The organism is Thalassovita sp. (assembly GCF_034670005.1).
Lineage (GTDB): Bacteria > Pseudomonadota > Alphaproteobacteria > Rhodobacterales > Rhodobacteraceae > Thalassobius.
The window spans coordinates 171,349-184,264 of record NZ_JAXMOH010000008.1 but is presented as its reverse complement, the minus strand read 5'-3'; the positions used below and the strand labels follow the sequence as shown (position 1 = coordinate 184,264).

The window sequence follows — 12,916 nt, the reverse complement described above, 5'->3', positions numbered from 1 at the left end:
TGGTGCGGTCGAGAAGACTCGAACTTCCACTCCGGTTAAGGAACAGCGACCTCAACGCTGCGCGTCTACCAATTCCGCCACGACCGCACTGTCTAGGCTTGGTGAAAGGCTATCTAAGGGATGTTCGAATGGGCTGCAAGAAAGATTTTTCGGGATCCCTTGCCCCGCGTCGCGCGATGATTTCGCGCAACAGATCGATAACGATTAGACTTAGCGTGATCGCGATCACGGCAAAGCCCAATGCAGGACGATCTGGCATAAACGTCTTGTTGATGGTGCGCCGAGCGAGCCAAACCCGGCCCATACCTGCCATATCGGATGTGCGAAACTTTGAGGTGGCTTCGTGAGTGACGGGCAATCGCAATCTACGCTTCGTGAATGGGGCAGATGAAGGGCCCCTTTTCAGTGTGACCATCATTGCCATGATATTTTCAGTCACCGCCGATTTTTCGGAACTCGATCATTTGCGTGCGCCCGTTACGGACCAGAACGCAGAGCCCCTGCCCCCAACTGCTATTCTGGATCGCCTTCCGCTGGACAAACGCGGCGCGCTGTTGGCGCTTTCGGCGGAGGATCACCATACCTGCGTACGCAGATCAAAGGGCAACGAGCGAATTCTGTTGCGGCGCCGGGATGCGATCAGGGAAACCGGCGATCTGGCCGGGGCGCGGGTACACCGGTCCCCTTGGATCGCCTTCGGCGCGGTAACGCATGCCCGCCGCGACGGGGATCGCGCGGTGCTGACCCTGAAAAACGGCTCGGAAATCCCGGTCAGCCGCGCCAATTTCGCCAAGATCAAGGACACCGGTTTACTGCCGGCATAAACCGCTGCCCGGCACGATCGCAAACCCACTGTCCGGATGGACAGATGCGGCCGTCGGGCGGACGGCCGCATCGCATCATTCAGCCCCTATGGCAGAGCTTATTCCAGCGAGAAGCTGGGCAGGCCCGATGCAGACCCGCCAGCGGGCATGGTCATCGCGCCGCCGTTCAGTCCGGCAGCGGCCGCCTTGATCAACCCAACGCGTTCGGGTTGTCCCGGGGCAAAGACCGGTTCGGCCCCCGCTTCCAGCGCGTTGACCGACAAGTTGTACCACTCCTGCGCCCGGGCTGCCGATTTCGTCACGCCAAAACCCTGCGACAGGTGATGACCGACCAGTTCGGCATAAGGGGCCTGACCGATACCGACCATCAGCAAGGCCGATCCCAGCGCGACTTCCATCTTGTCGCGGCGATAGCCCGAGAACATGCAGATCCGAGCGGTATTGTTGAGCTGCGGCAGCGACATGTTCGATTGCAGGACGAATTTCTGCACCTCATCGGTGACCTCGGCAGCGGTGCCTGCCCCCAGCTTGGCGATAAACGGGGCCAGTGCGGGACCGAAGGCATCACATTGCGCATCGACCTGGGCCGGGTTCAACCCCTGCACCTTGGCAACCATGTCTTCGCCCGCGCCAATCGCATAGGTCCGGGCTAGGCAAAACTGTTCACCCAGGGCCAGGTCGGGATCGCGCAACGTGGCCATTGTCACGAAGCCGCCATTGGAATTGGTCAACAGGCTGACTTTGCTGCAATGGCTGGCAAGCGACGCCGCAGGTTTGCTGTCTCCGGCCATGGCGAAGGGCTGAATGCCGCCCAGCGGTGCCGCAGCCATCGTGGTTTGCGGCGCTGCTGTTTGCGGTGCGGGGGCTGGCACCGGAGCCGGGGCGGCGGCCATCGTGGTGGTGCCCGGTTCAATCAGCGAACAATTGCTTTGATGACAAGAGAAGCTCGCCGGGGTCACGCCCCGGGCCTGGAAATCGATCCGGCGGTAGCCCTGCGGCATCGAGGCGAAAACCATCACCGTGCAATGCGAGGTGCCGCACCAGAACGAACTGCCGCTGACGGAGGTGTCGAGGATATAGTCGTTCTTGCCGTCATTGTTCAAATCGGCCAATTGCATGAAGCCTGACCGTTGCATCAGCTGTTCAGCGCTGGGTTCGGTGCTGCTGGCGATTTCGTCGATCGCTTGGCTGACCTCGACCGGAACGCCGCCATAACCGGTGCCATAGCCGCCGGCGCTGCGGCTGCCGGTCGCTTCGTCGCGCCAGGTATGCAGCAGGCTGCGTACGCCCTGCTGTCCCTGCATCGCCTTGATCACCTGCGGGCCGCCGATCTGGGCCCGGCTGTAGGACGACACCAGAAAATCGCGTTCATAAGGCGACAGCCTGCCGGTGGCGGGGAAGCCCATGTAAACCTGGTATTGCGAGATTGCAGAACGCGACCGGCTGCCCAGCACACCATCGGGGGTGCCGGCAGGGAAGCCGAAATAGTTCAGCGACGATTGGACTTCGCGGTTTTGCTGACGGGTAACGGAATTCGTGTTCGAGTAAACGGTGCGCCTCTTGTTCTTGCTGGCTTCATTGAGGATCGCGCCGCCAATGATACCGCCCACGATGGCCGCGCCGAGATTGTCAGAAAATGCCGGGGCTGTTGTCGTCGTGACTAGCAGAGCGGCAGCTAAGGTGGTCTTAAGCGACTTGGAAAACATTATCCTCGCTCCTTATAGATATACATTAATGGAATCAGGGTAGCTCAAAACCCTGTGTCGAGGCGAGGAAAAAGGCCCTTGGCGTGTGATGAAACGAGACAGGGCAGCAAGAAAGGCAAATAATGGTCGAATGGATCACCACTGAAGGGTTGACCGATTACGACGACGCCGTGGCCTTCATGGAAGACCGCGCCGCCAAGATCGCGGCGGGCGCGGCCGGTGAATGTGTCTGGCTGGTCGAACATCCGCCGCTTTATACCGCCGGCACCTCGGCCAAGCGCGAGGATTTGCGCGATGCCGACCGGTTCCCGGTTCATCAAAGCAAGCGTGGCGGGCAATATACCTATCACGGGCCGGGGCAGCGGGTCGCCTATGTGATGCTCGATGTCGGCAAGCGCGGCCATGATGTGCGCCGCTTCGTGCAACAGCTGGAAAACTGGGTGATCGCGACGCTGGACGAATTCAACATTCGCGGCGAAATCCGCGACGGCCGGGTCGGGGTCTGGGTTGAGCGCAAAGACAAGCCGCTGACCGCATCGGGAGCCGTGCCCGAGGACAAGATCGCCGCCATCGGTATCCGGCTGCGCAAATGGATCAGCTTTCACGGGGTGTCGATCAATGTCGATCCCGATCTGGAGCATTTCAGCGGCATTGTGCCCTGCGGCATCACCGAACACGGCGTTACCAGCCTGGTCGATCTGGGCCTGCCGGTGACGATGGAGGATCTCGACGTGGCGCTGCGGCGGAGTTTCGATGCGGAATTCGGGGAGTTGCCCGTCGCGGGATAAACCCGCGACGGGCGTTCGGCAAAGCCCGCGTCTTCGATTCAGGACGGTACGGGCGTTTTCCGGCGGACGCTAATCAACAACCCGACCGTCAGCAGCACCATCGCTGCAACGCTTAGCGGACTGAGGCTTTCGCCCAGAATCAGCACGCCCAGCAGCCCACCCACCCCCGGAACCGCGGCCAGGATGGAGGAGGTATTGGCATTGCCGATATTGCGCGAGGCATGGGCAATGAAGATAAGCCCGATCAGGTTTGGTACAAAGCCCTGATAAACCGCCTGCAACAGTAGCGGCTGCAAGGGCGCCTCTGCCAGTCCAGAGGGCAGCCAAAGCCCCCAGACCGGAAGATACAGCAACGCATTCACCACCGTGCCGCAGAAAATGACCTGCATCGCGCTGAGCCTCCAGCGCTCGGACAGAATGACATAGGAGGAGAAAAAGAGTGCGCCAATCACGAAGAGCAGATCACCAATCCACGCATCCGGTCCACTGGTCGCGGTGCCATCCCATGCCAGTACGACCGCCGAGACAAGGATCAGCGCCGCCCCCAGAAGTTGCCGAAAACCGGGGGCAACGCGATAGAGCACAATGCCGAAAAGAATACTGATCAGCGGCAGCACCCCGTTCATGAAGATTCCGCCATGGGCGGCAGGTGCATAGTGAAAGGCGGAAAAGACACAGAGAATATAGATTGGGCCCAGAATAAACGAGACCACTGCGATCTGTATCAGGCGCAACCCCTGCCAGGGCTTGTAGTAGAGGCAAAGCGGCACCGCGATCAGCGACGCCAGACCATAGCGCATCGCGGCCAAATCGTAGACTGTCAGCCCGCTTTGATTGGCGATCCGGCTCACGATCAGCCAGAAAGACCAGACAAAAACGATGCTCCACGCGGCACTATAGCCCGTGACTTGGGAAGGGGATCTGGTGGTCATCTGCGCGGTGCCCAACCTAGGAAATCGAGAGGAAATTCATCACGCCCAGCAGTAGGGTTTACCCCTCACAGAGACAAGAGCCATTCGGAGTACGCCTTGGGCGCAAACTGACAAGGTGGCAATTCGAAACGCCCCGCACTCGCGGAGCGTCCTTGTTTAAGAGTTTCAGGCGGAAACGCTATCTGCTGTCGCGCCGATCATCAGGTCCAGATTCTGTACGGCAGCGCCAGAGGCACCCTTGCCCAGATTGTCCAGTACCGCGATCAGAACCACGCGACCGGTTTCGGCGTCGCCACGGACCGAGATTTCCAGATCGTTGGTGCCGTTCAACGCAGTCGGAACGATCCGGCTGTCCTGATCTTCGATCGGGGCAACCCGGATGTATTCGGCCCCGTCATAATGCTTCGACAGCGCCTCGTGCAGATTCGCCATGGTGACGCCGCCCGGCAGTTCGGACAGGTGCAGCGGAATCTGCACTGCCATACCCTGGGCGAAGTTGCCCACCATCGGCACGAAGATCGGCGACCGGTCGAGACCGCTATGCTTGGCGATCTCGGGCAGGTGCTTGTGATGCTGGCCGGTGGCATAGAGGAAGGCGTCGGGCGCTTCTCCGTTTTCATATTCGGCGATCAACCCCTTGCCGCCGCCAGTGTATCCGCTGATCGCATTGATGCTGATCGGGTGATCCGCCGGGATAAGCCCCGCCGCCACCAGCGGCGCAAGAATGGCGATCGAGCAGGTCGAATAGCAGCCGGGATTGGTGACATAGCGCGCGGTGCGAATCCGCTCGGCATGTTCCGGCGACAGTTCCGGCAGCCCGAAGGCCCAGTCGGGGTTCACCCGGTGCGCGGTCGAAGCGTCGATGATCCGCACCGGCAGGTCGGCGGACAAAGCCACCGATTCCTTTGCCGCAGCATCGGGCAGGCAGAGAATCGCCACGTCGGCCGCCGCGAAAGCCGCCCGCCGCGCATCGGCATCCTTGCGCAGATCCGGGTCGATCTGGACCAGTTCGATATCCGGACGGCGGGTCAGGCGATCGCGGATCTGAAGTCCCGTCGTGCCAGCTTCGCCATCAATGAATACCCTGGTCGTCATGATCGTCCTCTTTCATTCGAAAACTGCGCGTCTTTGCGCGCCACCGCTCCTATCCCGATTGCCCCGGAATCAGAAGCGTTTTTTGGTCGAAACCGGATGAAATTCCCGCAATACTGAGCAAACGAGACTTAAGAAGCACTGGACTGCGACAATTCTTCTTGCCTTTACTCTGTTGATAACCTGTCGATGTGAAGTATCTAGACACAGGACGCGAACCGAAACCAATTTAAGAGGCACGCAATGAAGAAACTGTTGACCGCCACTGCCGTTCTGGCGACCCTGGCCGCCCCGGCCTTTGCCGAAGGCGATGCCGCCAAGGGCGAAAAGACCTTCAAGAAATGCAAAGCCTGCCACACGATCGCCGCCGATGACGGCACCGTGATCATGAAGGGCGGCAAGACCGGTCCGAATCTCTACGGCGTGATCGGCCGCACCGCCGGCACCTATGAAGGTTTCAAATACGGCAACAGCATTGTCGCTGCCGGCGAAGCCGGACTGGTCTGGGACGAAGAAAACCTGGCGCATTTCGTCGCTGATCCCAATGCCTACCTGAAAGAAGTGACAGGCGACGGCTCGGCAAAGTCGAAAATGACCTACAAGCTGAAAAAAGACGGTGAAGACGTCGCGGCCTATCTGGCTTCGGTTGCACCGGCGGCTGAATAAAAGCAGATTCATCTGACGATGCCGACAGGCGCGCGGGACACCGTGCGCCTGTTTTCGTTTCGCAGGCAACACCACGACACGGCAGGTGTCCGGCCAGGCAGGGGCAACAGTGCCGCTCCCGGCTCGGGTTTACCGACGGGGAACCGGCCTTGCGGTAAACAGTCCATCCCTTCTCCGCACCACGCGATCCCAGAGGGGGGTGCGACAAAATTATTTGATCTGCATCAAATTCGGCAATTGCTGTTACGGCCCGGGCATTCTAAAACGTGAATTGAACATGGGTGCATGGGGTCTCTCCTTGCGCCTTTCAATACACCAACAGGAGGCGAGAGCATGGCAGACGCAGCCATCCACGGCCACGAACACGAAGATAATCGCGGTTTCTTCACGCGCTGGTTCATGTCCACCAACCACAAAGATATCGGTATCCTCTACCTGATCACGTCCGCCGTCGTCGGTCTGATCTCGGTATGTTTCACCGTTTTCATGCGTATCGAGCTGATGGAACCCGGCGTTCAGCACATGTGCCTGGAAGGCGCGCGCTTGTTCGCCGATGCTTCCAGCGAATGCACCCCCAACGGGCATCTGTGGAACGTTCTGATCACCTATCACGGTGTCTTGATGATGTTCTTCGTCGTGATCCCGGCTCTGTTCGGCGGTTTCGGCAACTATTTCATGCCGTTGCAGATTGGCGCACCGGACATGGCGTTCCCGCGGATGAACAACCTGTCCTACTGGCTTTATGTCGCGGGCACCTCGCTGGGTGTCGCGTCGATGCTGACCCCGGGCGGCAATGACCAACTTGGTTCTGGCGTCGGCTGGGTTCTCTACCCGCCGCTCAGTGTCCACGAAGGCGGCATGTCGATGGATCTGGCGATCTTCGCGGTTCACGTATCCGGTGCCAGCTCGATCCTGGGTGCGATCAACATGATCACCACCTTCCTGAACATGCGTGCCCCGGGCATGACCCTGTTCAAGGTTCCGCTGTTTGCCTGGTCGATTTTTGTCACCTCGTGGCTGATCCTGCTGTCGCTGCCGGTTCTGGCAGGCGCGATCACCATGCTGCTGACCGACCGTAACTTCGGCACTACCTTCTTCGACCCCTCGGGCGGCGGCGACCCGATCCTGTATCAGCACATCCTGTGGTTCTTCGGCCACCCGGAAGTGTATATCGTGATCCTGCCCGGTTTCGGCCTTGTCAGCCACGTGATCGCCACCTTCTCGCGCAAGCCGGTTTTCGGTTACCTGCCGATGGTCTGGGCGCTGATCGCAATTGGCGGTCTGGGCTTCGTCGTCTGGGCGCACCACATGTATACGGTCGGCCTGTCGCTGAGCCAGCAGAGCTACTTCATGCTGGCCACGATGGTCATCGCGGTGCCAACGGGCGTCAAAATCTTCAGCTGGATTGCCACCATGTGGGGCGGTTCAGTCGAATTCAAGGCGCCGATGCTGTTCGCCTTTGGCTTCCTGGTCCTGTTCACCATCGGCGGCGTGACCGGCATCGTGCTGAGCCAGGCCGGCGTCGACCGGGCCTACCACGACACCTATTACGTGGTTGCCCACTTCCATTACACCATGTCGATGGGGGCGGCCTTTACCATCTTCTCCGGTATCTACTTCTATTTCGGCAAGATGTCGGGACGTGAGTATTCGGAATTCGCTGCGAAGATCCACTTCTGGCTGTTCTTCATCGGCGTCAACCTGACCTTCTTCCCGCAGCACTTCCTGGGCCGTCAGGGCATGCCGCGCCGCTATATCGACTATCCGGAGGCCTTCGCCTACTGGAACAAGATCTCGTCGATCGGCGCCATGATTTCCTTCGCGTCCTTCATCCTGTTCTTCGGCATCATCATCTATGCCCTGCTGAAGGGTAAGAAAGTGACCGAGAACAACTACTGGAACGAATACGCGGATACGCTGGAATGGACCCTGCCGTGCCCGCCGCCGGAACATACGTTCGAAACCCTGCCCAAGCAGGAAGACTGGGACAAGGGCCACGCCCACTGATCCCGGATCGGACAGAAACAACAGATCAGGCCCCGCATTGCGGGGCCTGATTCGTTTCAGGATGGTGGTTTCCGGTCGGCGACACTGACAATTGGGACATTTTCCACATGAGGTTGCGTGCCGGAAATTTAACCGCCCTGCCCCGGCGCATAGCCTTTCCTCGCCCTGCCCCATCGACATTTCTTATCGTGCGATTATACCACCCTCATGCCCTATCGCTGGTCACCCCAACACGACGTTCTTCTGACCCTCTGGCCACACCGGTCGCTGCCGCGCAAAGGTTTCGCGGCAATGATCCTGTTGGCTTTCACGCTGGGCACCATGCCGCTTTATGCGTTGATCGGAACGGTGTTTCTGTGGGGCATTCTGCCCTTCGTTCTGGCGATGGTGGGGGCGCTGTGGTGGGGATTGGAACGGTCCTACCGCGACGGCGAGATATTGGAAGAACTGCGGTTTGACGGGGCCGACCTGATCCTGCGGCACAAGCCGGTGCACGGCACGGTCAAGGAATGGGTCTGTAACATCTACTGGGCGCGGGCTGAAATGCATGTGAGCGGCGGGCCGGTGCCGTTCTACATCACCCTGAGCGGCAATGGCCGCACGGTGGAAATCGGCAGCTTCCTGTCCGAAGACGAACGCAAGATTCTGTTTACAGAATTGCAGAGCACATTGTCCGAGCTACGCGCCGGCTCCGATCCGGTGAAATAGACGGACCTGCGCCATAGCGCGATCAGCCTTCGGGCGGTTGCGGCCCGGCAAGCCGGTCCGCCTCGGCCAGCAGCCGTACCACCTCGTCATCATCGACCTGGGAAAAATCGTCATAATGCATTCCGATGGCGCGCAGCGGGTCCGGCATCGTCAGGCAGATCACCTCGTCCACCTCTTTGCCAAGGTCCTCGATTACCTCGCGCGACGCGACAGGAACGGCCAGCACCAGCCGCGCCGGTTCGCGCCTTCGCACCGCCAAAAGAGACGCCCGCATCGTCGCCCCGGTGGCGATCCCGTCATCGGTGACAATGGCGGTACGGCCTTTGACCGGCACCTTTTTACGGCCGCCCAGATATAGCGCGCGGCGGCGTGCAATCTCTGCCAGCCTTGGCTTTGACATCGCATCTATATCGGCCTCGCTCAGCCCGAAGGCCCGCGCGATACTGTCATTGACGACGATCTGCGGATCGTCACCATTGACCACCGCCGCCACGGCCAGTTCCTGCTGACCGGGCGCGCCGATCTTGCGCACCATCACCAGATCCATCGGCGCTTTCAGCGCCCGAACCAGTTCAATGGCGACCGGAACGCCGCCGCGCGGTAACGCCAGCACCACCGGATCGTCATAGGCTTTCTGCGCCACCACCTCGGCCAGGGCCTGCCCGGCAGCGCTACGATCGGGGAAACGGGTCATGGCTGTCCTCCTCGGGAACTGAAATGCGTTTCGAACCAATCCCCGGCCAATACGATCACCCGGTCCAGCGTGCCGGGTTCTTCGAAAAGATGCGTTGCGCCCGGAACGATTTCAGTCCGCTGCGGACAGCTCAGCAGTTTTGCCGCGTTGCGGTTCAGGTCAATCACCGCGCCGTCATCACCGCCCACGATCATTAGCACCGGCGCACGCACCTCAGTCAGCGCCGCCCCCGCCAGATCGGGCCGTCCGCCACGCGACACCACGGCGGCAAAGCGGTCCGGCGATTCTGCCGCTGCCACCAAGGCCGCCGCCGCCCCGGTGCTGGACCCGAACAGCGCTACCGGCAGACCGGCCAGATCGCGTTGCGCCCGGGTCCACTCCACCGCTTCGATCAACCGCTGGCCCAAAAGCGGGATGTCAAAGACATTGCGGCGATCCAGCGCCTCTTCCTCGGTCAACAGATCGAAAAGCAGCGTGGCGATGCGGCGCTGCCCCAGCGCCGCAGCCACATGATTGTTGCGCGGGCTGAGCCGGCTGCTACCTGCGCCATGAGCAAAGATCACCAGCCCGATCGGATCGTCGGGAAGGCGCAAGACCCCACCGAGCCGCCTTGGCCCGACCTGAACCTGTTGCTTGGTAGAAAGATCATCCATCTTCGACCCCCAATTGCCGCGACCGAGGTCCGCTTTGGACCTGAGCGTACTTAGTAAGGGTGGCGCAGGGTCACGCGGCTGTCTTTGACCGAGGTCATGGTCGCGGCCAGGAGAACCAGAACGCGCAGAGGCCCCCAAGCTTGAGGGCCCCGTCACGAAAGCCTTCGCGCGCCGCTAAGACCGATGATCGGGGTGGTTTCGGGCCAGATCAGCGCCCGAGAGCGGCGGTCACGCAAGCCGCGAAATCCTCGCCGCGCTGTTCGAAATTGTCATATTGATCGAAACTGGCCGCCGCCGGGGCCAGCAACACGGTATCGCCCTCTTCCGCTTCCTCAACGGCGCGGGCCACCGCCTGTTCCATCGTGGTGCAGACCTCGGTCTCGCAGCCTTCCAGCTGCAGCGCGAATTGCGCCGCCTCGCGGCCGATCACATAAGCTTTCTTTACCGATCCCAGCGCGTCCAGAACCGGCCCCAGCCCGCCTTCTTTCTGCAATCCGCCGCAAATCCAACGAATGTTGGAAAACGCGCGCAGCGCCTTTTCGGCGCTGTCGACATTGGTGGCCTTGCTGTCGTTGACAAAACGAACGCCGTCCTGTTCGGCGATGGTCTGGCTGCGGTGCGGCAGCCCGGCGAAGCTTTGGAACGCCGCTTCGATCACCCGCGGCGCGATGCCCAGCGTCCGGCAGGCGGCATAGGCGGCACAGGCGTTTTGGTGATTATGCGCCCCGGGTAACCCGGTGATGGCGCGCAAATCAATCGATCCGGCCTGACGTCCCTTGCGATATTCGCTGAGGAACCCTTTGCGAGCAAAGACATTCCATCCCGGCCCGGCCAGTTTCGCCGCGGCCGACACCCGGATCACCCGGTCGTCGCCCGGTGCCTGGCTCAACTGGTTGGCCAGATAGCGGCCTTCGTTTTCATCCACCCCGATCACGGCGCGGTCCGGGCCACCTTCGGCGAACAACCGGCGCTTGGCGGCAAAATACCCGCCGATGCCACCGTGGCGGTCCAGATGATCGGGGCTGAGATTGGTGAACACGGCGATATCGGGGGTCAGGGCGCGAGCCAGATCTGTCTGGTAGCTGGAGAGTTCCAACACGATCACGTCGCCGTCTTCGGGTGGTTCGATATCCAACACCCCACGTCCGATATTACCGGCCAGCTGCGCCTTCCTGCCCGCCTCTTCCAGCACGTGGTGGATCAGCGCCGAGGTGGTCGACTTGCCGTTCGACCCGGTCACAGCGATCACCCGGGGCGGCGTGTCGTGATGATCCCAGTCGCCCGAACCGAGCGACCGGAAAAACAGCCCGATATCGTTGTCCACCGGAACGCCCGCCTCCCAGGCGGCGGCGACAACCTTGTTCGGGTCGGGATACAGATGCGGAATACCGGGGCTGACCACCAGCCACGAAATATCGTCGAAGGCACCGGGGCGCATCAGGTCGCGGATTTCGAATCCTTCGGCCTCGGCGCGGTCGCGGGCCTCGGCATTATCGTCCCAACACAGCGGCACCGCATCACCGAGCCGCAGCGCCCGCGCGGTGGCCAGACCCGACCGGCCCAGCCCCAGAACGGCCACCCGGCGCGTCTCAAATCCCGTGACAGGTATCATGTTCTCTTGTCCCCATTCCCGCTACCGCAGGCTTACACTGTTCCTTAAACACTCCCGCGTGGAGCGCAAATCCCGAGGAGAGGGCCAATGGCCCGCGACGAAACAAACCTGCGCGCGCCGTAAAGCCTGCACATCGCGACGATGGCAGCTTCAGCGGATCTTCAGCGTCGCCAGCCCGATCATCGCCAGGATCAGCGAAATAATCCAGAACCGGATCACGATCTGCGGTTCGGCCCAGCCCTTTTTTTCGTAATGGTGATGGATCGGGGCCATCAGGAACACCCGTTTGCCGGTGCGCTTGAAGTAGAGCACCTGGATGATCACGCTCAGCGCCTCGACCACGAACAGCCCGCCCACGATGGCCAACACGATTTCGTGCTTGGTGGCCACCGCGATAGCGCCCAAAGCGCCGCCCAGGGCCAGCGACCCGGTATCGCCCATGAACACAGCCGCAGGCGGCGCATTGTACCACAGGAACCCCAGACCGCCGCCGACAAGCCCGGCGACGAAGATCAGTATCTCGCCAGTGCCGGGCACGTAATGCACGTCCAGATATTCGGTAAAATCGACCCGGCCCACCGCATAGGCGATGATGCCCAAAGCGGTGGCAGCGATCATCACCGGCATGATTGCCAACCCGTCAAGCCCGTCGGTCAGGTTCACAGCATTGGCCGCGCCAACGATGACGATCATCGCAAAGGGGATGAAGATCAGCCCCAGATTGATCAGCGTATTCTTGAACACCGGCAGCGCCAGTTGGTATTGCAGCGCCTCGGGATGATAAAGCGTCGCCCAGTAGCCCGCGATCCCCGCGATCACAAAACCCAGCAAAAGCCGCAGCTTGCCCGGAACCCCCTTGGTGTTCTGCTTGGAAACCTTGGCGTAATCGTCGGCAAAGCCGATCAACCCAAAGGCCAGGGTGACGAACAGCACCAGCCAGACGAAGGGATTGTCCAGCCGCGCCCACAGGATGGTCGAGGTCAACAGCGCCCCCACGATCAGCAACCCGCCCATGGTTGGCGTTCCGGCCTTGACGAAATGCCCCTCGGGACCGTCATCGCGGATCGGCTGACCCTTGCCCTGCCGCTTGCGCAGCACGTTGATCAGCGGCCTGCCGAAGATGAACCCGAAGATCAGTGCCGTCATGAAGGCCCCGCCCGAGCGGAATGTGATGTAGCGAAACAGGTTGAAGAAGTCGCCACCGTCCGAAAGCCCGGTCAACCAATACAGCATA

At 61.0% G+C, this 12,916-nt stretch carries 12 protein-coding genes and 1 tRNA gene; 5 read left to right on the top strand and 8 right to left on the bottom strand.

Annotation, left to right across the window (positions count from 1 at the left end; all coding sequences use genetic code 11):
• Positions 1 to 87, bottom strand: a tRNA-Leu gene (locus VOI23_RS14370).
• A gap of 320 nt (positions 88 to 407) precedes the next feature.
• Here VOI23_RS14370 and VOI23_RS14365 point away from each other — a divergent pair.
• Positions 408 to 824: a LytTR family DNA-binding domain-containing protein gene (locus VOI23_RS14365; RefSeq protein WP_323785599.1), complete on the top strand. Its 417-nt coding sequence runs from the start codon at positions 408 to 410 to the stop codon at positions 822 to 824.
• Positions 825 to 922: 98 nt separating this feature from the next.
• Here the strand turns inward: VOI23_RS14365 and VOI23_RS14360 are convergent, their stop codons facing one another.
• Positions 923 to 2,530 (bottom strand): peptidoglycan-binding domain-containing protein, encoded by a 1,608-nt coding sequence (locus VOI23_RS14360; RefSeq protein ID WP_323785598.1) that lies wholly within the window; start codon positions 2,528 to 2,530, stop codon positions 923 to 925.
• A gap of 122 nt (positions 2,531 to 2,652) precedes the next feature.
• On the opposite strand from VOI23_RS14360, the gene lipB reads away from it, so the two are divergent.
• Positions 2,653 to 3,318 (top strand): lipoyl(octanoyl) transferase LipB, encoded by a 666-nt coding sequence (lipB, locus tag VOI23_RS14355; protein WP_416376537.1) that lies wholly within the window; start codon positions 2,653 to 2,655, stop codon positions 3,316 to 3,318.
• 38 nt (positions 3,319 to 3,356) lie between these two features.
• Here the strand turns inward: lipB and VOI23_RS14350 are convergent, their stop codons facing one another.
• Positions 3,357 to 4,250, bottom strand: coding sequence for a DMT family transporter (locus tag VOI23_RS14350; protein ID WP_323785597.1), 894 nt, complete (start codon positions 4,248 to 4,250; stop codon positions 3,357 to 3,359).
• A gap of 165 nt (positions 4,251 to 4,415) precedes the next feature.
• Positions 4,416 to 5,345, bottom strand: a complete 930-nt coding sequence (gene argC, locus VOI23_RS14345; protein ID WP_323785596.1) for an N-acetyl-gamma-glutamyl-phosphate reductase — start codon at positions 5,343 to 5,345, stop codon at positions 4,416 to 4,418.
• 240 nt (positions 5,346 to 5,585) lie between these two features.
• Between argC and VOI23_RS14340 the strand changes: the two genes are divergently transcribed.
• The 3 genes from VOI23_RS14340 to VOI23_RS14330 all read left to right on the top strand — a co-directional run bounded on the left by VOI23_RS14340 (position 5,586) and on the right by VOI23_RS14330 (position 8,723).
• Positions 5,586 to 6,008, top strand: a complete 423-nt coding sequence (locus tag VOI23_RS14340; RefSeq protein WP_323785595.1) for a c-type cytochrome — start codon at positions 5,586 to 5,588, stop codon at positions 6,006 to 6,008.
• A 333-nt stretch (positions 6,009 to 6,341) separates the two neighbouring features.
• Positions 6,342 to 8,015, top strand: coding sequence for a cytochrome c oxidase subunit I (gene ctaD / locus VOI23_RS14335; protein ID WP_323785594.1), 1,674 nt, complete (start codon positions 6,342 to 6,344; stop codon positions 8,013 to 8,015).
• Between the two features lie 207 nt (positions 8,016 to 8,222).
• Entirely contained in the window at positions 8,223 to 8,723 is a 501-nt protein-coding gene (locus tag VOI23_RS14330) for a DUF2244 domain-containing protein (RefSeq protein ID WP_323785593.1), read from the top strand.
• 22 nt (positions 8,724 to 8,745) lie between these two features.
• On the opposite strand, the gene VOI23_RS14325 is transcribed toward VOI23_RS14330, so the two are convergent.
• The 4 genes from VOI23_RS14325 to mraY all read right to left on the bottom strand — a co-directional run bounded on the left by VOI23_RS14325 (position 8,746) and on the right by mraY (position 12,915).
• Positions 8,746 to 9,417 (bottom strand): phosphoribosyltransferase, encoded by a 672-nt coding sequence (locus VOI23_RS14325; protein WP_323785592.1) that lies wholly within the window; start codon positions 9,415 to 9,417, stop codon positions 8,746 to 8,748.
• Positions 9,414 to 10,070, bottom strand: coding sequence for a dienelactone hydrolase family protein (locus VOI23_RS14320; protein ID WP_323785591.1), 657 nt, complete (start codon positions 10,068 to 10,070; stop codon positions 9,414 to 9,416). Before VOI23_RS14320 ends, VOI23_RS14325 begins: the two co-directional genes overlap by 4 nt.
• Before the next feature lie 208 nt (positions 10,071 to 10,278).
• Positions 10,279 to 11,682, bottom strand: coding sequence for a UDP-N-acetylmuramoyl-L-alanine--D-glutamate ligase (gene murD, locus VOI23_RS14315; protein ID WP_323785590.1), 1,404 nt, complete (start codon positions 11,680 to 11,682; stop codon positions 10,279 to 10,281).
• 150 nt (positions 11,683 to 11,832) lie between these two features.
• Positions 11,833 to 12,915, bottom strand: a complete 1,083-nt coding sequence (mraY, locus tag VOI23_RS14310; protein WP_323785589.1) for a phospho-N-acetylmuramoyl-pentapeptide-transferase — start codon at positions 12,913 to 12,915, stop codon at positions 11,833 to 11,835.
• Position 12,916 lies beyond the last annotated feature (1 nt).